Origin of the sequence: Caldicoprobacter guelmensis, assembly GCF_016908415.1 — a bacterium.
In the GTDB taxonomy this organism is placed as follows: domain Bacteria; phylum Bacillota; class Clostridia; order Caldicoprobacterales; family Caldicoprobacteraceae; genus Caldicoprobacter; species Caldicoprobacter guelmensis.
In genome coordinates this window covers 347,489-369,883 of record NZ_JAFBDW010000001.1, presented here as the reverse complement: position 1 = coordinate 369,883, position 22,395 = coordinate 347,489, and the positions used below count along the sequence as shown (strand labels likewise).

At 44.8% G+C, this 22,395-nt stretch carries 17 protein-coding genes; all 17 read left to right on the top strand.

What is annotated here, in order from left to right; all coding sequences use genetic code 11:
- The first annotated feature begins 194 nt into the window (after positions 1 to 194).
- The 17 genes from JOD02_RS01955 to JOD02_RS01875 all read left to right on the top strand — a co-directional run bounded on the left by JOD02_RS01955 (position 195) and on the right by JOD02_RS01875 (position 22,376).
- A complete protein-coding gene (locus tag JOD02_RS01955) occupies positions 195 to 3,206 on the top strand; it encodes a hypothetical protein (RefSeq protein ID WP_204486434.1) in 3,012 nt (1,003 codons plus the stop codon).
- Positions 3,207 to 3,294: 88 nt separating this feature from the next.
- A complete protein-coding gene (locus tag JOD02_RS01950) occupies positions 3,295 to 4,710 on the top strand; it encodes an FtsW/RodA/SpoVE family cell cycle protein (RefSeq protein WP_204486432.1) in 1,416 nt (471 codons plus the stop codon).
- Positions 4,649 to 6,151: a peptidoglycan D,D-transpeptidase FtsI family protein gene (locus JOD02_RS01945; RefSeq protein ID WP_204486430.1), complete on the top strand. Its 1,503-nt coding sequence runs from the start codon at positions 4,649 to 4,651 to the stop codon at positions 6,149 to 6,151. Before JOD02_RS01950 ends, JOD02_RS01945 begins: the two co-directional genes overlap by 62 nt.
- 210 nt (positions 6,152 to 6,361) lie before the next feature.
- The gene (locus JOD02_RS01940) at positions 6,362 to 6,868 is read left to right on the top strand and encodes an ECF transporter S component (protein WP_204486429.1); all 507 of its coding nucleotides are present in this window, start codon (positions 6,362 to 6,364) and stop codon (positions 6,866 to 6,868) included.
- A 173-nt stretch (positions 6,869 to 7,041) separates the two neighbouring features.
- Positions 7,042 to 8,913, top strand: coding sequence for an excinuclease ABC subunit UvrC (gene uvrC / locus JOD02_RS01935; protein ID WP_204486427.1), 1,872 nt, complete (start codon positions 7,042 to 7,044; stop codon positions 8,911 to 8,913).
- A 63-nt stretch (positions 8,914 to 8,976) separates the two neighbouring features.
- Complete coding sequence (locus JOD02_RS01930) at positions 8,977 to 9,177, top strand: PspC domain-containing protein (protein ID WP_243426264.1); 201 nt, start codon at positions 8,977 to 8,979, stop codon at positions 9,175 to 9,177.
- Positions 9,178 to 9,213: 36 nt separating this feature from the next.
- Positions 9,214 to 10,026, top strand: coding sequence for a Cof-type HAD-IIB family hydrolase (locus JOD02_RS01925; protein WP_204486426.1), 813 nt, complete (start codon positions 9,214 to 9,216; stop codon positions 10,024 to 10,026).
- Positions 10,023 to 10,952, top strand: a complete 930-nt coding sequence (gene hprK, locus JOD02_RS01920; RefSeq protein WP_204486424.1) for an HPr(Ser) kinase/phosphatase — start codon at positions 10,023 to 10,025, stop codon at positions 10,950 to 10,952. The genes JOD02_RS01925 and hprK overlap by 4 nt, the downstream gene beginning before the upstream one ends.
- Positions 10,953 to 11,154: 202 nt before the next feature.
- Positions 11,155 to 12,402 carry an ABC transporter substrate-binding protein gene (locus JOD02_RS01915; protein WP_204486423.1) on the top strand — a complete coding sequence of 416 codons (1,248 nt, stop codon included), beginning with the start codon at positions 11,155 to 11,157 and terminating at the stop codon, positions 12,400 to 12,402.
- A 71-nt stretch (positions 12,403 to 12,473) separates the two neighbouring features.
- Entirely contained in the window at positions 12,474 to 13,388 is a 915-nt protein-coding gene (gene murB / locus JOD02_RS01910) for a UDP-N-acetylmuramate dehydrogenase (protein ID WP_204486421.1), read from the top strand.
- Positions 13,389 to 13,400: 12 nt separating this feature from the next.
- A complete protein-coding gene (locus JOD02_RS01905) occupies positions 13,401 to 14,150 on the top strand; it encodes a PHP domain-containing protein (protein WP_204486419.1) in 750 nt (249 codons plus the stop codon).
- 76 nt (positions 14,151 to 14,226) lie between these two features.
- On the top strand, positions 14,227 to 15,090 hold the full coding sequence (rapZ, locus tag JOD02_RS01900) for an RNase adapter RapZ (RefSeq protein ID WP_204486417.1): 864 nt from the start codon (positions 14,227 to 14,229) through the stop codon (positions 15,088 to 15,090).
- Between the two features lie 5 nt (positions 15,091 to 15,095).
- Positions 15,096 to 16,202, top strand: coding sequence for a gluconeogenesis factor YvcK family protein (locus JOD02_RS01895; RefSeq protein ID WP_243426263.1), 1,107 nt, complete (start codon positions 15,096 to 15,098; stop codon positions 16,200 to 16,202).
- Positions 16,203 to 16,221: 19 nt separating this feature from the next.
- Positions 16,222 to 17,187, top strand: a complete 966-nt coding sequence (gene whiA, locus JOD02_RS01890) for a DNA-binding protein WhiA (protein WP_204486413.1) — start codon at positions 16,222 to 16,224, stop codon at positions 17,185 to 17,187.
- Positions 17,188 to 17,475 carry an HPr family phosphocarrier protein gene (locus JOD02_RS01885; protein ID WP_341534506.1) on the top strand — a complete coding sequence of 96 codons (288 nt, stop codon included), beginning with the start codon at positions 17,188 to 17,190 and terminating at the stop codon, positions 17,473 to 17,475. It begins immediately after the preceding gene.
- Between the two features lie 97 nt (positions 17,476 to 17,572).
- The gene (locus JOD02_RS01880; RefSeq protein ID WP_204486411.1) at positions 17,573 to 18,871 is read left to right on the top strand and encodes a DRTGG domain-containing protein; all 1,299 of its coding nucleotides are present in this window, start codon (positions 17,573 to 17,575) and stop codon (positions 18,869 to 18,871) included.
- A 13-nt stretch (positions 18,872 to 18,884) separates the two neighbouring features.
- Positions 18,885 to 22,376 carry a DNA polymerase III subunit alpha gene (locus JOD02_RS01875; RefSeq protein ID WP_204486405.1) on the top strand — a complete coding sequence of 1,164 codons (3,492 nt, stop codon included), beginning with the start codon at positions 18,885 to 18,887 and terminating at the stop codon, positions 22,374 to 22,376.
- The last annotated feature ends 19 nt before the right edge of the window (positions 22,377 to 22,395 follow it).

The window sequence follows — 22,395 nt, the reverse complement described above, 5'->3', positions numbered from 1 at the left end:
ATGGATTATTGAATATTTTTCCAAGTTAAGCTATAATTGAAAGAGGAGATGTTTTTTTAAGGGATACCGCTCTAAATATTGAAGTAATGCCACTTATGAATTGTTGCAGCCAATGTTTGAAGAGCAACTTTTGCGCTTTTGGGAGATTAACTTTCGTGCCTTCTTCATATTTTTGTATTTTTGGGGGGATCTGTATGAATTTACATGAATTTAAAAATCCATCGCCTACTTATCGTCCTGCGCCTTTTTGGAGCTGGAACGACAAACTGGACAAGGAGGAGCTTAAACGGCAGATAAGCGAGATGGCCCAAAAAGGTTGGGGAGGGTATTTCATGCACTCCCGTGTGGGGCTTGTGACGGGGTATTTATCACAGCAATGGATGGAAATGGTTCAAACTTGTGCACAGCATGCTCAAGCCACTCAAACCTATGCTTGGTTATATGACGAGGATAAGTGGCCTTCGGGTTTTGCAGGTGGTGAGGTACCTACCGCCAGTGAGGAATATAGGGGCCGTGCTCTAGTGCTGCTTCGAAAGGATGAGCTTACTGAGAACGATACGGTGCTTGCAGAATATATCTATAAAGGGGATGGCTATTACATATGCAAGAGGGTGTCAACGCTGGGAAATGCGTGGTTCAATGGCACATGCTATGTGGACCTGATGAATCCTGAAGCGGTTAAAGCCTTCATCAATTGTACTCATGAACGGTACAAAGAAGCTTGCGGAGAATACTTTGGCAGAGAGATTCCAGGGATATTCACGGATGAACCCTGTTATCTTATGGCAGGGCATTATAGAGTTCCTGCACTCCCTTGGTCAGATTTCCTTCCACAATTTTTCAAGGACCTGAAAGGTTATGACATTGAAGAACACTTGCATGAGCTGTTTTTCGACGTAGATGACTACCGCAAGGTTCGTTTCGACTTCTTTGACGCCGCCACACGCTTATTCCTCGAAAGCTTTACCAAGCAGTACTATATGTGGTGCGAAAATAACAACCTGAAGATGACTGGTCACTTCATGGCCGAGGATACCCTGGTTTCACAGCTTCAATGGATTGGTGCTGCTATGCCCCATTATGAGTTTATGCACTGGCCCGGTATTGATAAGCTGGGAAGGCATGTCGACCAGCTGGTGACTGTGAAGCAAGTTACCTCGGTTGTTGACCAGCTGGGCAAGGAGAGGGCCTTTTGTGAGGTGTTTGGTTGCATAGGCCAGCAATCCAGCTTTTACCACCGGAAATGGATAGCTGATTGGCAGGCTGCATTGGGCATAAGCTTTGTAAACCACCACCTGTCGCTCTATTCGATGCGGGGTGAAAGAAAGAGAGATTATCCTCCTAACTTCTATTACCAGCAGCCATGGTGGGATAATGAGAGGCGGTTTGGGGATTATATAGCTCGCCTATGTTATGCTGTATCTCAAGGGAAGAGGGATGTGGATATACTGGTTTTGCATCCTATTGCCAGCGTATGGAGCGAATATTCACCGTTGCACATGTACAATAACTTTGCGATAGAGAACGGGGTATACGATGAGCCATTTACAAACCTCTCCAAAGCGCTTATGGCTAATAAGCTTGATTTCCACTATGGCGATGAGATGATAATGGAGAGACATGCCAAGGTGGTAGACGGGAAGCTTATCATAGGGCAGCACTCCTATTCCACTGTAGTGGTGCCGCCGGCTCTTACATTGCGCTCATCTACGCTTGAGCTTTTGAAGGAATTTGCCCGATCAGTAGGCCCGGAGAGGCTGGTATTTATGCAGCCGATGCCTGAGAGGATTGATGGAAGGGTAGCGGCTATTGATTGGCCGGAAGGCATATGCAGGGTAAGGACTATAAATGATGTGATCTCCATACTCGATGGATATTACAAAGACAGGGTTAAAGTCATAGACGAGGCAACAGGGACTAATGCGCATAAGATTTTATGCCATCAACGAAGTGTGCCTCAAGGCAAAATGCTATTATTGACCAACACAGATGAAAAGCGTGAGGTGTGGGCTAAAGTTTCAGTGCCTGGGGATGGTATGCCTATCATTTTGGATTTGATGTCGGGAGAAACATTTAGGTTGCCAGCAGTTTCGCATAACGGTAGGGTTGAGTTTAGGGTGAAATTCTATCCCGCAGGTAGCCTACTTATTTTACTATCCGATACCGAAGTTCCAGCCAAACCAGCCCCTGGTTATTTAGATAGCGGTGTGCAACTAATAGAACAGCCGGATACTCTACAGTTCATTAATAATTGGCAGGTGTCGCTTTTGGAGCAAAACGTGATGCCTATAAATGATGTTACTCTATACCTTGACGGCAAACTGGTGGCACAGGATGAACCAGTTACAAAAGTACTGTACCAGTGGTTTTATAAAGCGCCTGAGGGTACGCTATTTAGAGCCGAATACACCTTTGAAGTGCTGAATGTACCAGAAGGAGAGGTGTTTGCAGCCATAGAGGTGGCCGAAAACTTGGATAGGATCACATGCAACGGAGTAGAGGTAAAGCCGCTAAAAGTGAGAGGAGAGATGGGGGCTTTCGACCAGCAGAAGAGCTGGAAGGACGTGAGCTTCACCAAGGTGCCTCTTACTGGGACGCTTATCAAGGGTAAGAACAGGCTTGTCATCAAAGGCAAAAAGCACAACAACATAAGCGGACCAGGGATGCATTTGCGTGTTGAGGATTTTGAGAACCATATGCCAACTGAGGTAGAAGCGGTATATATCGTAGGGAACTTTGCTGTGGTAGATGATGATAAGGTCAGCTTTGCAATAGATGGGTATATGAGGGAGCCCAGCAGCAAAGACCTTACTACATCGGGTTATCCCTTCTATGCCGGTAAAGCCAGGTTTAAGTCATGTGTAAGCATTAGAGCTGATGACATCGGGGAAGCAAAGAGAGTATATTTAAAGATAAATGATGTAGAAGCTGCTTGTATTGAGCTGTATGTCAATGGCAAATATTGTGGGGTAAAGTATTGGCGTCCTTATGTGTTTGATGTGACAGAATTTATAAAAGTAGGACAAAATGAAATAGAGCTGGTGGCAGCTACCACGCTTTTTAATCTGATGGGACCAAACCGCATAGCGGGAATTGAGGATGTTCTAGGTGTGGGTCCTCATACATTTATAGATTTTGCTAACTTTACAGAAAGGTACACGTTGCTTCCCTTTGGTATAGGGTCGGCTGTTGTAATGGTAAGATAGCCCCTTTTTATAAGAGGCAGGCCTCATTCTTTTGTAAGCTTTACTTTTCCTGAAAAGAAGATTAAAATATGAGGAAAGAATAGTTTACATGGAATGGAAAGGCAGTGGAGAGATGCCTGCTAAGCAATATGAGATTCTTGCGCTTATCATGAGGTATTGGTTTGTGCTGCTTATATTATATATATTCGTTCGTAGTTTGTTTTCTACAGTGAGGTATTTAAGCAGCGTCAAGGCAACGGCCCAGGAGTCAACTGGTAACATTCCTTTTATCCTGGTGCTGTTTGCCTTGACGGCTTTTATTCTTTTGTCGTTAAAAGATGAGCTTAATGTCCTGGCTCTATTGATGGGCATACTGGTATGTTCTACTTTTTTATTTCAGTATTTATTTTTATGTTACCTGTTTAAAGGAATGGATAGGTATTTACTGCTTATGGTCGATACTTTGTGTATAGTGGGTTTCATAATGCTTCAAAGATTGCAGCCTGACCTGGCGTTCCGTCAAGTAGAATGGTTTGGACTGGGCAGCATTTTTTTATTGCTTACCGTTTTATATATAAAGTTTTTTAAGTACTGGGATAAACTGAACTACCCTTTGATGGTTATTAGCATAGGAGTTTTAGTGCTGACGCTTGCTATAGGTAAGGAAATGGGCGGGGCCAAAAACTGGATACAGGTTTGGAAGTACAACTTACAGCCTTCAGAGTTTGTGAAGATTATATTGGTATTTGTTTTAAGTGCAGACCTTAAAACAAAAAAGAGCCGAGTTGAGCGTTTGCCGATACTGCTGTTTACGGCGATTATAATCCTGCTTGTGGTGCTGCAAAAAGACCTGGGAGCAGCATTCCTTTATTTTTGCCTTTTCGTATTCCTCTATTATATAGCCACTTCCGACTTGTTTATAGTGGCTGGTGCTTCTTTAATGGCTTCGATAGGTGCCGTTATAAGCTATTACCTGTTTGGGCATGTTCGTACCCGTATAGCAGCATGGCGCAATCCTTGGGCCGATGTAGAGAACAGGGGATACCAGATCGCTCAGTCGCTTATAGCCATTGCTAGCGGTGGTTGGATAGGTTTGGGGTTGGGTTTAGGCTCGCCATATGTGATTCCTGCTTCCAAAACCGATTTTATATTTGCTGCAATTTGCGAGGAGATGGGAATACTAACCGGCATATCGATAATAGGGCTCTATCTGATGATAATGGCAAGAGGGGTAGCGATTGCGCTCAAAGCTAAAAGACCGGGGGACACGTTGCTTGCTATGGGAGCTACCATATCCCTTGCCGTTCAAAGCTTTACCATAATAGGTGGGGTTATTAAGCTCATTCCTTTGACAGGAGTTACCATGCCTTTTGTCAGCTACGGCGGTAGTTCTATGTTAGTAAGCTGGGGGTTATTGGGTATAATACAGGGAATAGCTATTAAAAATGCTGGGGGAAATCAGGATGATCCTGAACAACAACGTTCCGAACAGGAAAAAGGGTACCATGGATCAGAGGAAGATTAAGAGAAACACCATTGGGGTATTCCTGGTCCTTATGGCACTTTATCTCTCACTGATTGCTTATTTTTGTTATGCCGTGCTATTTTATGGGAGCAGATGGTTTGCCGATTCATATAATACCCGCGTAAAGTTGGATGAGAAAAATCCCCAGGTCATACCCGGTACCATCATGGACAGAAATGGTGTAGTGCTGGCAGAGACCAAAGAGGAACTTATAAAAGATCCTGCAACCGGTAAAATTGAAAAATACTATCTCAGGGTTTATCATGATAGTGCTGCTAGTGTAGCCCATGTAGTTGGGTTCAATCACAGTAAATATGGGCGAATGGGCGTAGAGGCGTTTTATATCTATTATCTAATGGGATATAATAACAGCCTCCTAGAGAAAATATACCAAAAAGCTTTTTTGCCTCAGGAACGGGGAAACGATGTGGTCTTAACAATCGATTTCAGGATTCAGGATTATGTCAGCCAACTTATGAGGAAACAGGGCAAAAAAGGAAGCGTTGTATTGCTAAACCCTAAAACCGGTGAAATACTCACTATGGTGAGCTATCCCACTTTCAATCCCAACAATATGGAAAGTGTGGATGATGATAGCTTAGTGAATAGGGCCACTCAGGGGCTTTATCCTCCAGGCTCAATATTTAAGGTGGTTACAGCAGCTGCGGCGATGGAAAACTTGGAAGACATACGCCAAAGGAAGTTCAACTGTAATGGCGCTGTTGAGTTCGATGGCGCAAGGATACAGTGTTACAAAGGAGAGGCGCATGGTGAGCTGGATTTGGCTCAGGCGATGGCGGTTTCGTGCAATACGACATTTGCAAATCTAGGAGTAGAGATTGGATGGAAAAACTTACTGAGAACAGGTAAAAAATTTGGGTTTAATGAGGATTTCCTGTTCTCTGATATAAGGATGAAGCCTAGTAGCCTTCATCTCAACTATAAAACCAGCAAGCAAGAAATGGCTTGGACAGCCATAGGTCAAGGCAGGGTTTTGGTAACTCCCCTACACATGGCAATGATAGCAGCCGCCATCGCTAATAACGGAGTTATGATGGAACCAAAGCTTCTATACAGAGTAGTGGGGCGCAATGGCAGTATACAGAAGCAAATGGAACCTGGGGGATACAAGAAAGTTGTGGAGGAAGAAGTTGCTGGGGCTTTGAAAAATATGATGGTCAAGGTGGTACTGGAAGGTACAGGGAGGCAGGCACAGTCTGATAAGATAACCATCGCAGGGAAGACTGGTACGGCAGAGGAAGGCTCGGCAGGTCAACCCAATAAGAATCTTGCCTGGTTTGTGGGATTTGCTCCTGTCGATAACCCCTCGCTAGCTATTGCAGTTTTATTGGAGGATGTGGGCCAAGGAGAAACCGGTGGTACGCAGGCAGCGCCTTTGGCCAGGAAGGTACTTGAAAAGGCGATTGAACTGGGCTATTGATTTTTCTCCCTCTTGGTAAGCCGGAAATCAAGTCTGTATGTGAGGTATAAGTTTATTTTAAGAACATCTACTCAACATTTGACAAGACATCAGAATTGTCTATTGACAAGACAGGTTTTAAGAGGTATAATGTGTTAATAAATTGACAAAGTATAGATTTTCAAAGGGGCTGAATAAATGGTAGCACCTTAAAAAGGAGGGAGAAAATCCATGATGAAGACCAGGGATATAGTTGTAGGAGGGTTGCTTGCCGCCGTTGCTATTTTAATTCCTCTGCTTTTTGCCAATACGCCTCTCATGGTGCACATTCCACCCTTTTCTGCCACCATAGCCTCTCATGTCCCTATATTGTTGTCCATTACTGTAAGCCCGGCGGTGGCGATATTTACAGGGGTGGTGTCGGGGTTGGGCTTTATGCTCCGAACGTCTCCAGTTATTGGCGCTAGGGCCTTGATGCATGCTATATTCGGCGGGATTGGTGCATACGCTTACAAGAAAGGCATGCCGTTTTACATGGTGCTTTTGATTACAGCACCTCTACATGGATTGCTTGAAGCGCTGGTGGTGTTGCCCTTTGGATTTAACTTATATCAGGGATTTGTTGTAGTAGGAATAGGAACTGTGCTTCACCACCTAGTGGATTCTGCCATAACCTTGGTGGTGTACAGTACGCTTACTCGGTTGTCGCTCTTAAAGCCGCCCCTTAACCTAAAATAAACGCCTGCTTTATTTTTCACATGTCAGCAGTTGGAAGGAGCCTCTCAAGGTATGGCTCCTTTTTTATCGTCCAAACCCGGGAGGCGTTTAAAGGGTCGTTATAAAGATGAATTGTAGCATAAAATGTGATAAAATAAGTTACAAGATTCAAGCTCAGAAAGGCAGTGTTGGGTATGGAGCGTTTGATGGAGAAGCTGAAAAATCTTCCAGACCATCCAGGCGTGTATTTGATGAAAGACGAGGCAGGCGACGTCATATATGTGGGCAAGGCGGTATCGCTTAAAAACAGGGTAAGGCAGTATTTTCAATCTTCTCGTAACCATTCGCCTAAAATCAGAATTATGGTAAGCCAAATACGAGATTTTGAATATATATTGACTGATTCGGAACTGGAAGCTCTCATACTGGAATGCAACTTGATAAAGAAATATAAGCCTAAGTACAACGTACTGCTTAAGGATGATAAGACCTATCCTTATATAATGGTTACCACCGAAGAGGAATACCCCAGGGTGGTCGTTACCCGTAGGGTAAATAAGGATAAAAACAGGTATTTTGGTCCCTATACCAGTGCGAGGGCGGTAAGGGAAACCATTGAGCTTATGCGCAGGATATTCCCTATAAGGTCATGTAATAAAGCGGTAAAGGAAGGGGTAAGAGAAGGACGTCCCTGTCTGTATTTTCACATAAATCAATGCTTGGGGCCTTGTCAGGGCAATGTCAGCAAGGCGGAATACCAGGCCATGGTCAAGGAGATATGTAAGTTTCTTGACGGGAAACACGACGATTTACTGGAGGATTTGAGGATAAAGATGTCCGAAGCAGCCAACAACCTGGAATTTGAAAAGGCTGCACGATACAGGGACAGGATTTATGCCATTGAAAGGGTGATGGAAAACCAAAAGGTGGTGTATGCATCCTCAGCAGAGGATATGGACGTGATTGCCTTTGCTCAAGGGGAAGGGAATACAGTAGCCCAGGTGTTTTTTGTACGCAATGGAAAGCTGATAGGAAGCGAGCGGTTTGTCCTTGATGATACGAGAGATACGGAACTTAAAGAAATAATTTCGTCTTTTATCAAGCAGTTTTATATTATGTCTTCCTATATTCCCAAGGTCATTTTAGTGCAAGATGATATAGAAGATGCCGATGTTGTCATGAAGTGGCTGTCCGAGAAAAGGGGTAGTCGGGTTTATATCCATGCGCCTAAGAAAGGGGATAAAAAAGAGTTGGTTGACATGGCGTTCAACAATGCTCAGGACGCTTTGCGCAATCTAGAGGACAAGTTGAAAAGGGAAGAAACCAGGACTTTTGGAGCAGCCAAGCAACTGGCCGAATATCTTGGGCTCGATAAAGTACCTTACCGCATAGAGGCCTTTGACATATCCAACATTCAGGGAACAGAATCGGTGGCATCTATGGTGGTATTTGAAGGAGGGAAACCCAAAAACAGCGATTACCGTAGATTTAAGATAAAAGTGGTGGAGGGTCCAAATGATTTTGCCAGCATGGCTGAGGTGATTGAAAGGCGCTTTAAACGGGGTATAGAGGAGCTTGAAGAACTGAAAAAACAGGGAAAATCTCCTGAAGATGGAAAGTTTTCGAGAATGCCCGACCTGGTGCTCATTGATGGGGGTAAAGGGCAATTGAATATTGCTGTCAGCGTTTTGAGAAGGCTCGGCCTTGTGGATATACCTGTTATCAGCTTGGCCAAAAGGCTGGAAGAGGTGTATGTAGAGGGGAAAAGTGAGCCAGTCGATATACCTAAAAGCTCTGATGCACTGCATCTACTGCAACGTATCCGCGACGAGGCTCACCGGTTTGCCATAAGCTACCACCGCAATTTGAGGGAAAAAAACAGTTTGCGTTCAATACTAGAGGATATTCCAGGTATTGGGCCTAAACGCAGGGCAGCGCTGCTTAAATGCTTTGGCACATTGGAGGCTATAAGAAACGCCACAGTAGAAGAGCTGGCCAGTGTGGAAGGCATGAACATGCGGGCGGCGCAGAATATCATCGAGTACTTGAGAGGAAATGCTGAATAAAAAACGCTGGACACCTGTTTAGCTAACACTGTATACTTATATTAAATGGAGGAGGTGTTCATATTGAAAAAACTTTACCTTTCAGAGACCGATAAAAAGATTGCAGGCGTATGTGGGGGTATTGCAGAGTATTTTGGCATTGATTCAACTCTTGTAAGGCTGGTATGGTTATTGGCGTCAATCTTTTTAACCGCTTTTGTCGGGGGAGTTATTGCGTATTTGATTGCGTGGGCAATTATTCCGCGGCGTCAGCAAACGCTATGACTTTCAAATTACAGGATTTTGACGGGGTGACAGAATTTGAAATACAGATTGGTCGCAATAGATTTGGATGACTCGTTGCTGAATGATGACTTATCAATTAGCCAAGAAAATTTAGAAGCGGTACGCTGCACCATCGAGAAAGGTGTTAAGGTGACCATAGCTACAGGCAGAATGTTTAAATCAGCCCTTCCGTATGTGCAACAGTTGGGAATCAATGTTCCGGTTATTACTTACCAAGGAGCACTGGTTGTAAATGCTCTATCCCGCGATGTGCTTTTGCATTGCCCTGTACCTTTAGACCTGTCTCGAGAGATTGTCAAGGAGAGCAAAAAAAACAACATACACCTTCAGGTTTATATTGATGATGAGTATTATTTTGAGGAGCATAACAAGTATTCTGACTTGTATTTTAAAGTCAGCGGGATTCCAGGAAAGGCTGTGGGGTCCCTGGATGATTTCCTGGTAAAAGAGCCCACAAAGCTTATAATGATTGATGAGCCAGAAAACATTTTAAAGTGGATGGAATACTACAGAGAAAAATTTTCCGGGAAATTACAGGTAACCATCTCTAAGGCGCACTATCTTGAGTTTACCAATATAGAGGCCACAAAAGGAAATGCGGTAAAGTACCTTGCAGAAATGTACGGTATCAAACCCGAGGAGGTTATCGCAATAGGCGACAGCTTTAATGATATACCCATGCTTACTTATGCTGGCCTGGGTGTGGCTATGGGCAATGCGCCTGAAATAGTGAAATCACACGCCGATTATGTAACTTATTCAAACAATGAAAACGGGGTTGCTTATGTGCTTGAAAAATTTGTATTAGGGGGGAGGGATACTTTTTGAATTCTGTGCCGGTTGAAGATATCATCAAGGAATTTGACCTTGAGGTCATATACATGGGAGACAAACCCAAAGTACGCATTACCACCAGCGATATCAACAGGCCTGGGCTTCAATTTGCCGGTTTTTTTAATTACTTTGCTAGCGAAAGGGTTCAGGTAGTGGGGAAGACCGAGATGACATATCTTGATGGTTTAGACCCCCAGGTTCGTTTTGAGAGGTTGTGCCAGTTCTTTAAGTACGATATCCCCTGCCTTATAGTATCCCGCGGTATGGAAGTACCTGATTACCTGGTAGAAGCCGCCAAGAGGTATGATCGGCCAATCTTTCGTTCACACTTGGTTACCACCAATCTGGTCAGCAAGCTTACCAGCTATTTGTCGTCTGCGTTGGCGCCTAGGATAACGCGCCATGGCGTGCTGGTCGATGTCTACGGCGTAGGGGTTTTTCTGATGGGTGAGAGCGGTATAGGCAAAAGCGAGACAGCCCTGGAACTCATCAAGAGAGGACATCGCCTTGTAGCCGACGACGCCGTTGAGATAAAGAAGGTGGCTGATAACAGGTTGATCGGAGAAGCCCCTGAGCTTATAAGGCATTTCATGGAGATAAGGGGAATAGGAATAATAGATATTAAGGCCATGTACGGAGTGGGTGCGGTCATAAACAACAAGCCCTTGGACCTTGTGATACAGATGGAACTGTGGGATGACAACAAGGAGTATGACCGGCTGGGACTTGATGAGGAGTACATCGAGATTTTGGGCGTTAAGCTGCCCAAAATAGTGTTGCCCGTTCGGCCAGGGAGGAACTTGGCTATAATAGTCGAGGTGGCAGCCCGCAATTTCCGGCTTAAAAACATGGGCTATCACGCTGCTCGCGAGCTGGAGAACAGGCTCAATGCTTTGATACAGATGAACAGGGAAGGATGAATTTTGCCGTATTTTTGGGTTCCTGATGATTTTTTGTGCTTTGATAGGGCCGGCCTGTCTGCGTTTGAAAGGGATACATCTATTAAAGTAAAGGAATACGGTATAAGCTATACAAATATAAATGGAGTAAAGGGTTTTACAACAATTTGTAGGGGGAGCCTCATCCCTTGCAGGGCGGAAACAACTCGAGGGGAGGGGCGATATGAATTTTAAAGTAAAACCATTTACTCTTTTTTTATATGTGGCATTACTGGTTATTCTTATGGTGTTGCCAATGTTAATAGAAAATTTAAGGAGCCTCCCTGACCCTTTGGAACTCCTTTTTAGAAAAAAGCTTGAATGGACAGGTTTAATAACCTTGTGGAATGTAAACTTCATAGACTGTGGAACGGGGAACAATACCAGATGGCTAAACCTTCAGATTGAGAAGTTTGAAAAGCAGAATCCTGGCGTATTTATTGATGTCAGGAACATTACCCCCGAGCGGATGAAGATGTATTTCCAGGGAAATGTAAAGGAGAACATCCTTCCCGATATCATCGCTTTGCCGGTGTATGAGGATATAATACCCCTTGATCTTTTGATAGACCTGAATGAATTTTTCAGCCAACAAGAGTTAGAAAGGTTAAATCCCGTTGCCTATAAGCATGTCGTGAGGGGCGGCAAAATGATGGGGGTACCTTATATGATGGGAGCCTATGCCCTTGTATTTAATGTTCAGCTGGCACATGAAAAGGGGGTTAGCATCCCCCAAGGGCAGGTGGACTATGTATTTTTGGATTCAGCGGTGAGGGCCATGACTTTTACAGAGAAGGCGGGCAGGGCTGAAAAGCGATACTACGGCTTTTGTGCATACTCGGAGCCATATAGTCGGCCTTTGTTGAGTATTATTCACAATGGTCAGGATAAAATAGTAGATGAACGGGTTTGTGACTACTTGATACAATGGTATAGGGATGGAGTTTTTCCATCAGGTATGACGGATTTTTCTTATGACCAGGCCTGGAACCTTTTTGCGGGTAAGGGCACAGTAGGCGTAATGCTAGCAAATACCAGAGCTATATATCAGATGCGGGCTTTGCAAAGGTTGGGTAAAGGATTTGAAATAGAAGTAAAAAATTTACCAGCAAATGAGAAGGGACTGTTTGTTGACCAAGTTGCGTCATTCGGGATACTTAGGACGGATAACCCAATAAAGCTAGAATTGTGCGTGTCTTTTTTGAAGGGGTTGCTTGAGGAAAAGGCGCAGAAGGAATTGAAGACCATAGGCATGTTCCCGGTGATCACTGCTGTAAACGATATATACGCTGACGACCCACAGATGCATCAACTGGAGGCCTGGCTTAGAAATTGCGCGTATGGGCCAGGAGATGAGAAAGTAGTACAGATTTTGGAAAAAGAATACGAAAGGCTGAGGCAGGAACTCAATGCCATTGACGCTTGCCAATAAGGTTAAAATGATTTAAACTTAATGTTGTTGTATCAAGGGTAACCTAAATTTGGATAAACGGGAGTTGTGTCATGAACATCCATGAGGTGTATAGAGAACTATCACGAGTCATTCCTGGGGAACAGCTACTTAAAGATGAGTCCATGAAAAATCATACGTCTTTCAAAATAGGTGGGCCCGCCGACTTGATGGTTCTTCCCTCTGAAGTCGAACACATCCGGCATACTTTGAAAGCGTGTCAAAAATGGGGCGTACCTTTTATAGTGATGGGTAATGGTTCCAATCTGCTTGTGAGGGATAAGGGCATAAGAGGTGTGGTAATTAAGATTGCAGGTACTTTCAATGGGATATGGGTTGAAGGATGTCGTATAAGGGCCCAATCAGGAGCGCTTCTTTCTGTACTCTCCAAAAAGGCGTTACAGGCTGAGCTTAGAGGGTTGGAGTTTGCAAGCGGTATACCTGGAACGCTGGGTGGGGCTATAGCGATGAATGCGGGGGCTTATGGAGGAGAGATGAAGGATGTGGTGGAATGGGTCAAGGTTATGGATTATCAGGGAGAAGAGCTTTGTCTGACTAACGCTGAACTTGAATTCGGCTATCGTACCAGTATTGTACAAAAGAAAGGCTTTATAGTGCTGGAAGCTGGTTTGGCTTTGAGCCCCGGAAATTTTGAAGAGATAAGGGAAACCATGGTCGATTTGACGCGAAAAAGGCAGGAGAAGCAGCCTCTTTCTTTACCAAGTGCGGGTAGCGTTTTCATGCGTCCCCCGGGACATTTTGCGGGTAAGCTCATTGAAGATGTAGGGCTTAAGGGTTTTAGAATAGGTGATGCCCAAGTGTCCGAAAAACATGCGGGATTTATAGTCAACCTGGGTAATGCCACCGCAAAGGACGTGTTGGATTTGATTGAGTTTATCCAGCAAAAGGTTAGGGAGAAATACGGCGTTGAACTAAAACCGGAAATCAAAGTGGTAGGCGAGGGATAAAGGGGAGATGTTATGGAGTATCACTTGATAGCTGATTACCATACCCATACACGTTACAGCCATGGGAAAGGTACAATTGAACAAAACGTCATTGCGGCGCGAAAGAAAGGGCTCAAGAGGATCGCCATAACCGATCATGGGTTTAGGCATGTTGGAATAGGTATGCGTATTGAAGATATAGACAGGATGAGAAGAGAGATTGACGTTTTGAGAAAGAAATATGACGATATTGAGATACTGTTTGGGATAGAAGCAAATTTGACTAGCATGGAAGGGGATATAGATATACCGGAGGAGTACATAGGCGCATTTGACTTAATTTTGATGGGCTTTCACAAAGCGGTTGTGCCCCGTTCTTTAAAAGATGGATGGAAGTTGTTTTTTAAAAATGCTATGTGTTCATTGGTACCTATCTGTGATGCCGAGAAGTTGCGCCATGACAACACCATGGCCATTATACGTGCCATGGAGCGTTATCCCATCCACACCATCACCCATCCTGGCGCAAAGATAAACATAGACACACGCCTTCTTGCAAAGCATGCCGTTAAACATAATGTTTTTTTAGAGATAAATAGCAGCCATGGTTTTATGACTGAAGAGTATGTAAAAGTTGCAATGGAAGAGGGGGCTAAGTTTGTCATAAACAGCGATGCCCATACCCCTGAAAACGTAGGCAATATGGCCAAAGGCATAATGATTGCTCAAAAAGCGGGGGTTTCTCCTGCCAGGATTTTAAATTCGCAAGATTTTTTGTGGTAAATGTGTTATAATGTAGATGTAATATGGTTTTAATACAGGCAGCGTAATACATACCAAGAAAGGTAGGTAGTAGGGCATGCGCTTTGTGATAGTCACTGGCCTGTCGGGAGCTGGTAAAACCCTGGCTATTCGGTATATGGAGGATATGGGTTTTTTTTGTATTGATAATTTGCCTCCAAAACTGATCCCCAAATTTGCTGAACTATGCTATCAATCTTCAGGCAAGATTGATAAGGTTGCGATAGTTGTGGATATCCGTGGTGGGGGATTTTTTGACGACCTTTTTGAGTGCCTGTACAATTTGAAAGAATTGGGGTATGACTATGAAATTCTCTTTCTCGATGCTGCTGATGATGTGCTGATCAAGCGCTATAAGGAAAGTAGGCGTATGCATCCCCTGGTAAAAGAAGGAAGGATAATACAGGGGATAAACATGGAGCGTGATAGGCTAAGGAGCGTTAAGGAAAAGGCTACCTATGTCATAGATACCAGCTATATGAGACCCAGCCAGCTCAAAGAAACCCTTTTCAACCTGTTTGGTGACAATCAATCTACCCATAGTATGGTCATTTCGGTGGTTTCATTTGGCTACAAAAATGGCATTTTGCTGGATGCCGACTTGGTGTTTGACGTGAGATTTCTTCCAAACCCGTTTTATGTAGAAGCCCTCAAAAATCAAACGGGGAAGGACCCCGATGTTAAAAAATATATTTTTTCTTTTTCTGAAACCCAGATATTTTTAAACAAACTGGAAGATATGCTTAACTTCTTGATTCCTTACTACATTAAGGAAGGTAAGTCTCAATTGGTAATTGGAATAGGGTGTACAGGCGGTAAACACCGCTCGGTGGCTATAGCCGAGGCTATCTATGAAATGCTCAAAGGGAAAGGACATCGCGTAGATATTGCGCACCGAGATATGCAGAGTAGGGAAGAGTGATGAATATGGAGCTTATTGCAGGTATAGCTATAGGAGTGGTAGTGGGCTCCGGCCTTGCGCGGGTATTTAAACTTTTGAAACTTGCACAGCCATCAAGCAAAAAAACTGAACAGCCCCCACGCCGTAAGAACGGGTTGTCGAAAGGGCCAAAAGTGGTGGCCATAGGCGGTGGGACTGGACTTTCTACCCTGCTTAGGGGACTTAAGCTGTATACCTCAAATATAACGGCTGTTGTGACGGTGGCCGATGATGGCGGCAGTTCGGGAATGTTGAGAGAGGATTTGGGGATATTACCGCCTGGGGATATAAGAAACTGCATACTGGCCCTTGCAGATGTAGAGCCCATTATGGAGCAATTGCTTCAGTACCGTTTCAAGGAAGGCTCACTTAAGGGCCAAAATCTAGGTAATTTATTGATAGCCGCCATGGTGGATATAGCAGGTGGATTTGTGAATGCCATAAAAGAAGTAAGCAGCGTCCTTGCTGTCACTGGTCGCGTGCTGCCGGTGTCCCTTGAAAACGTCCACCTGGTAGCTCTTTTGGAGGATGGCACTGTAATCCATGGCGAGTCTAAAATTCCCCAAGAACAGATGAGGAAGAACAGCCCTATAAAAGAGATATTAATGGACAATCCTGATTGCAAAGCGCTGCCTGAGGTTATAGAAGCTATCAAAGATGCCGATGTAGTGGTGCTGGGGCCAGGTAGCCTTTATACCAGCATTATCCCAAACCTGATAGTAAAGGATGTGGCGCAAGCACTTCAGCAAAGCCAGGCTTTAAAGATATATGTGTGCAACGTTATGACTCAGCCTGGTGAGACGACGGGATATTCTGTAGTAGACCATGTCAACGCCATCATAAAGCACAGCGGAGCTAATATAATTGACTTGGTTTTAGTGAATCGTTCCAATTTTCCGGATGAGCTGTTGAAAAAATATAAACTAGAAGGCGCCGTGCCGGTTGATTGTTCGGACATACACAAATTGAGAGACATGGGTATTAAGTATGTGCAGGCTGACCTGTCTGATTTTTCAAGCGGCCTTATTAGGCACCATCCCCAGAAACTTGCCCATGAGGTCATCAGGCTTGCCCAAGAAGCCGTGAAAAGCTAGAATATGGAGTTGAGCTTTTATGTCTTTTTCTTCTTCTGTAAAGAGCGAACTGTGCAATACTCCGCTGGGTGAGCGTTGCTGTGTAATGGCAGAACTGGCTGCCTTTGTTCATATGAATGGGACGATGCTGTTTTTAGGCAACAATGAAGTAGGGGTGTATTTCAGCACCGAAAACGCTGCGGTAGCTCGCCGTATATTTAAATTGGTTAAAGGCAGATACAAGGTCCAGCCCGAGATACTTGTACGGAAGAATCAAAGATTAAAAAAGAATAACGTATATATGGTAGCGGTTTTAGATTCTTTGGGAGCAAGGACACTTTTAGAGGATGTTCATGTGCTTTACAAGGACGAGCTGGGCAATACCAATATCTATGAAGGAATTAAGTCGGCGTTTGTCGAAAACGAATGTTGCAGGCGAGCTTATTTGCGCGCCACTTTTCTGGGGGGTGGCTATATAAGTGATCCTGAAAAGAACTACCATTTGGAAATAGTAACCCATGGTTTGGAGTATGCACAGGCTTTAAGTGACTTGATAGAGCGTTTTAATTTGCGTGCCAAAATTGTTGAGAGGAAGGGCAACTATGTGGTGTATTTTAAAGAAGGGGAAAATATAGCGAATTTTCTTAATGTCATAGGTGCTCATCAGGCGCTGCTAGAGCTGGAGAACATAAGGGCCTGCAAGGATATGCGTAATAACATTAACCGTATTGTGAATTGTGAAACCGCAAATTTGGGCAAAACCGTGAATGCAGCCGTAAGGCAGATAGAGAATATAGAGTATATACGCCAGACCATTGGGCTGCATATGCTTTCGCCGCAGCTTCGTGAAATTGCGGAGTTACGGCTTAAGTACAGAGATGCCACTTTGAGGGAATTGGGTAGCATGCTCACTCCTCCCATCGGAAAATCGGGGGTTAATCATCGTTTGCGGAAGCTGGATGAAATTGCCGATGCGTTGAGAAAAGAGAAAAAGGAGGAGATGTAAGTGCTGGAGGCCAGGTTTACTATAGAGCATCAAGCCGGATTGCAAGCCCGTCCGGCTGCTTTGTTCGTGCAGGTTGCCAGCAGGTTTGTGTCTCGCATATGGGTGGTAAAGGGGCTTAAAAAGGTAAATGCCAAGAGCATCATGGGGGTTATGTCCCTGGGTATAAAGCAAGGAGATGAGGTTACCATCATCGTCGAGGGTGAGGATGAAAGCAAAGCCATGTCTGCCATACAGCGCTTAATTGCCTCCAACTTTTCAGAGGTACCGCACAACAGTGCCTCATCGTGATTTTATTGTGTAATGCGCTTTCTATTGTATAAGGGGCGAGAAAGTGTTACAATAGTGTCGAATTATGTAATGTGTAATGTTGTAGAAGGGTGAGGACATGAGCACCAAGCACAACCTTATAATTGAGTATATAAAAAACCTGGAAGTGGGAACGCGTATCTCGGTTCGCAAGATTGCTCAACAGATGGGGGTTAGCGAAGGCACAGCCTATCGAGCCATAAAGGAAGCCGAGAACCTGGAATATGTGAAGACCCTTCCACGGGTGGGTACAGTTCGCATAGAAAAAGTTGAAAAAAAGGACATTGAACGGTTAACCTATGCAGAGGTTGTGTCCATTGTGGATGGAATGGTTCTGGGCGGCCGAAAAGGGCTGGATAAGACGCTGTCGCGATTTGTGATAGGGGCTATGACCATCGATGCTATGAAAAAATACCTTTCTTCGGGAAGCCTCTTAATTGTGGGGAACAGGGAGGAAGCACACCGCCTCGCACTGGAAAACGATTGTGCTGTTCTCATTACCGGTGGCTTCTCGTGTAGCCAGGAGATACGCGAATTGGCAGATGCCAAGGAGCTTCCGGTTATAACCTCAACGTATGATACCTTCACCATTGCCACAATGATCAATAAGGCCATATCCGAGCGGATGATAAAGAAGGATATTTTGCTGGTCGAGGATATCATGGTGTCCGATCCACACTATCTCAGCGTTGAGGATACCATTGAAAGGTGGAGAATGCTGTTTTACACTACTGGCCACAGCAGGTTTCCGGTAGTTGACCGGAATCACCATGTGGTAGGGATTGTCACTTCTAAGGATATAGCAGATGCTGAGGGAAAGTCAATTCAGGAGCTCATGACCCCGAATCCGATTACGGTAGGGCCTAAAACCACCATAGCCTATGCCGCACACCTAATGATCTGGGAAGGTATAGAGCTGCTTCCAGTAGTGGAGAACAAAAAGTTAATAGGAATAGTGACAAATCAGGATGTGATAAAGGCCCTCCAGTATATGAGCAGCCAGCCGCAGGTAAGCGAGACGCTGGAGGATATGGTGCTCAAAGGGTTTCAAAGTAAGAAGATGGAAGACGGGATGGTGTTTTACGGTTCAGTGTCGCCGATACTGTTAAGCCAGATAGGTACCGCCAGCTGGAGTGCTATGACTATGCTTATGGCTACTGTGGGCAGCGTCGCTCTAAGAAAGTACAAGCAGTGGGATATAATACTGGATAGCTTCACTGTATATTTTGTAAAGCCGGTGCAGTTGGATGACCAATTAGAAGTAATAGCCAGGGTGATTGAGGAAAGTCGGCATTTCAATAAAGTTGAGGTTATCTGCTACCGCAATAAGGAATTGGTAGGTAAGGCGTTGTTGTCTGCCAAGAGCATGAAGAGGTAAGGAGGCTGGCGAGATGGGCGATTTCGTACACCTGCATGTCCATACCGAATACAGTTTGCTCGACGGGGCAGCGCGGATACCACAATTGCTTGATAGGTGCAAAGAGCTGGGCATGTCCAGCATTGCCATAACGGACCATGGTGCCATGTACGGCGTTGTGGATTTTTATAGGGAGGCAAAGGATCGCGGTATTCACCCCGTAATAGGCTGCGAGGTCTATATAGCACCCCGTTCCATGTATCATAAGGAAGCGCATACCGATAGTAATTATGCCCATCTGGTATTGCTGGCTGAGAATCAGACTGGTTACCAAAATTTGGTTAAATTAGTTTCGATGGGATTTTTGGAGGGGTTTTATTATAAGCCGAGGATCGATTACGACGTCCTGGCACAATACAGCGAGGGGTTGATTGGTTTAAGTAGCTGTATGGCCGGCGATATTCCCAGGTTACTGCTTGGTGGCCAATACAGGCAGGCAAAAGAGCTGGCTGTGCGCCTTGAAAGAATTTTTGGAAAAGGGAATTTCTATCTAGAGTTGCAAAACCATGGGTTAGAGCAGCAGCGCATTGTCAATGAAAGCCTAATGGCCTTAAGCAGGGAAACCGGAATTCCCGTTGTGGTTACCAACGATGTCCATTATGTCGATAGGGAAGATGCTGAGGTTCACGATGTATTGCTGTGCATACAGACTGGCAGTACCATTGATGAACCCAATCGCATGAGGTTTGAGACTGATCAGTTTTATCTTAAGTCCCCTGACGAGATGATGAAGCTTTTTAAAGATTGCCCGGAAGGCATCGCCAACACGGTTGCCATAGCACAGCGCTGTAAAGTGGATTTCGATTTCAATACCATACATCTGCCAAAGTACGATGTACCAAAAGGGTATACGGCAGCCGAGTACCTGAGGCATCTCTGTTATGAGGGACTAAAAAGGAAGTATTCTCCTGTAACCCATGAAGCCCAGGAGCGCCTGGAATATGAGCTCAGCGTCATCGAGCAGATGGGTTACGTGGACTATTTTTTGATAGTGTGGGACTTTATAAGGTTTGCGCGGGAACGGGGGATTATGGTAGGTCCAGGCCGCGGAAGTGCAGCCGGCAGCATTGTGGCCTATGTTTTGGACATCACCCAGATTGACCCACTGCGCTACAACCTGCTTTTCGAACGCTTTTTAAATCCCGAAAGGGTTACCATGCCCGATATAGACGTGGATTTCTGCTTTGAAAGGCGCCAGGAAGTGATAGACTACGTAACCGAAAAATACGGCAAGGATAAGGTAGCGCAGATAATTACCTTTGGTACCATGGCGGCGCGGGCCGCAATAAGGGATGTAGGCCGGGCCCTCAATTTTCCCTATGCAGAAGTGGACAGGATAGCAAAGATGGTGCCTTTTGAGCTGGGCATGACAATCCAAAGGGCGCTGGAGATAAATCCCGAGTTGAGAAGGCTTTACGAACAGGATACGCGCATAAGGAAGCTCATTGATACTTCAAAAAAGCTGGAAGGCTTGCCTCGCCATGCCTCAACCCATGCAGCAGGCGTGGTGATATCCAAAGAGCCTTTGACAAAATATGTTCCCTTGCAAAAGAACGACGATTGCATAACCACGCAGTTTGCCATGGGTACATTAGAGCAGCTAGGGCTTTTGAAGATGGACTTTCTAGGGCTGCGTACACTGACGGTTATACGAGATACCTTAGAGCTCATCAAAACCAACACAGGGAATGAAATAGACATCGAGAATATTCCCCTGGATGACAGAGGCGTTTATGAAATGTTGTCAGAGGGTGATACCGACGGCGTATTTCAGCTTGAAAGCGCAGGGATGAGGCAGTTTCTTAAAGAGCTGAAGCCCAGCAATTTTGAGGACATAATTGCCGGCATATCGTTGTATCGCCCTGGTCCGATGGACCAGATACCTCAGTATATCCACAACAAAAACCATCCTGAAGATATAAAATATATACATGAGGCATTGGCTCCTATTCTCGATGTCACCTACGGCTGTATAGTGTACCAGGAACAGGTTATGCAGATTGTGAGGGAGCTGGCCGGGTATTCATTGGGACGTTCTGACCTGGTCAGGCGGGCCATGGCCAAAAAGAAAGCCGAAGTGATGGAAGAAGAAAGGCACAATTTCATATACGGGTTGGAAGATGAAAACGGCAATGTGATAGTACCTGGAGCTGTAAGAAAAGGTATCCCTGAAGACAAGGCCAATCGCATTTTTGATACCATGGCTGAGTTTGCGAAATATGCCTTTAACAAATCCCACGCGGCGGCCTATGCGCTGGTGGCATACAGGACGGCGTGGCTGAAATGCCATTATCCGGTTGAATATATGGCTGCTCTAATGACCAGCGTAATGAACAATACCGATAAAGTTGCTGCATATATTCAATATTGCAGGAAAAAGGGAATAGAGGTGTTGCCGCCAGACGTAAACGAAAGCCATGCTAAATTCACAGTGGTGGACAATAAAATAAGGTTTGGGCTGGCGGCGGTGAAAAATGTGGGCTTGTCAGCCATAAATGCCATCATAGAAGCCAGGGAAAAGAAAGGCAAGTTCAAAAGCTTTACCGATTTTTGCAGGAAGGTGGACAGCAGCGCACTTAACAAGAAGATGGTGGAAAGCCTTATAAAGTGTGGAGCATTTGATTCTCTCAAGGTCTACCGTTCGCAGTTGATGGCGGCTTATGAAAAGATATTGGACAGCGTAAACCAGGAGCGCAGAAAAAATGTCGAAGGCCAGCTTTCGCTTTTTGAAAGCGGCTACCATGCTGAAACCGAAAAGCTGAACCAGGACCCGTTGCCTAATATAGAGGAGTTTCCTTTGAAGGTGCGCCTCAATATGGAAAAAGAGGTGACGGGCATATATATAAGCGGCCATCCCTTGAGCGAATTTAAGGATATAATGGATGGTATGAATACCACACTAGAATTGCAAGGATTGAAGGCGTCTGAAGGCGAATCAGAACATGAAGCAATAATAATGGACAATGGTTTGGCTGATGGTTCGCCATTTACAATAGGCGGCATCATTGTGAGCAAAAAACTTAAAACCACCCGCAACGACGAGGTCATGGCGTTTATAACGCTGGAGGATTTATACGGCAGCGTGGAGGTCATAGTTTTTCCAAGCGTCTATGAAAGATACCGGCCATTGCTTGAAGAGGATAGTACGGTGGTCATAAAAGGCAGGCTTAGCATAAGGGAAGATGAAGAACCAAAGGTTGTAGTGGATGAAGTGCAGCCCCTGGTTAGGACTTCTTTAAACAAAAGGCTGTATTTGAAAATTGAGAAGGGGAGCAAGATAGATATAAACCGGCAGATATGCCCAATTTTACGCCGCTATCGTGGGAATATTCCTGTGTACTTGTTTATAGAGGCGACGGGGAAAAAATTTTTGGCAAACAGGGACTTGTGGGTTGAAGGGCACCCTGAGCTGTTAAAAGTTTTGTCGGATGTTTTGGGACAAAATTGCGTAAAATTAATAGGATGAATGATGTTTTAGGCTTGAG

Excerpts from the sequence above, each read along its gene's own strand:
- uvrC (WP_204486427.1), top strand. The coding sequence starts at position 7,042 with ATGGAGCGTTTGATGGAGAAGCTGAAAAATCTTCCAGACCATCCAGGC.
- JOD02_RS01915 (WP_204486423.1), top strand. The coding sequence starts at position 11,155 with ATGAATTTTAAAGTAAAACCATTTACTCTTTTTTTATATGTGGCATTA.
- JOD02_RS01875 (WP_204486405.1), top strand. The coding sequence starts at position 18,885 with ATGGGCGATTTCGTACACCTGCATGTCCATACCGAATACAGTTTGCTC.
- rapZ (WP_204486417.1), top strand. The coding sequence starts at position 14,227 with ATGCGCTTTGTGATAGTCACTGGCCTGTCGGGAGCTGGTAAAACCCTG.
- JOD02_RS01955 (WP_204486434.1), top strand. The coding sequence starts at position 195 with ATGAATTTACATGAATTTAAAAATCCATCGCCTACTTATCGTCCTGCG.
- JOD02_RS01950 (WP_204486432.1), top strand. The coding sequence starts at position 3,295 with ATGGAATGGAAAGGCAGTGGAGAGATGCCTGCTAAGCAATATGAGATT.
- whiA (WP_204486413.1), top strand. The coding sequence starts at position 16,222 with ATGTCTTTTTCTTCTTCTGTAAAGAGCGAACTGTGCAATACTCCGCTG.
- JOD02_RS01940 (WP_204486429.1), top strand. The coding sequence starts at position 6,362 with ATGATGAAGACCAGGGATATAGTTGTAGGAGGGTTGCTTGCCGCCGTT.
- JOD02_RS01895 (WP_243426263.1), top strand. The coding sequence starts at position 15,096 with ATGGAGCTTATTGCAGGTATAGCTATAGGAGTGGTAGTGGGCTCCGGC.
- murB (WP_204486421.1), top strand. The coding sequence starts at position 12,474 with ATGAACATCCATGAGGTGTATAGAGAACTATCACGAGTCATTCCTGGG.
- JOD02_RS01880 (WP_204486411.1), top strand. The coding sequence starts at position 17,573 with ATGAGCACCAAGCACAACCTTATAATTGAGTATATAAAAAACCTGGAA.
- JOD02_RS01945 (WP_204486430.1), top strand. The coding sequence starts at position 4,649 with ATGATCCTGAACAACAACGTTCCGAACAGGAAAAAGGGTACCATGGAT.
- JOD02_RS01905 (WP_204486419.1), top strand. The coding sequence starts at position 13,401 with ATGGAGTATCACTTGATAGCTGATTACCATACCCATACACGTTACAGC.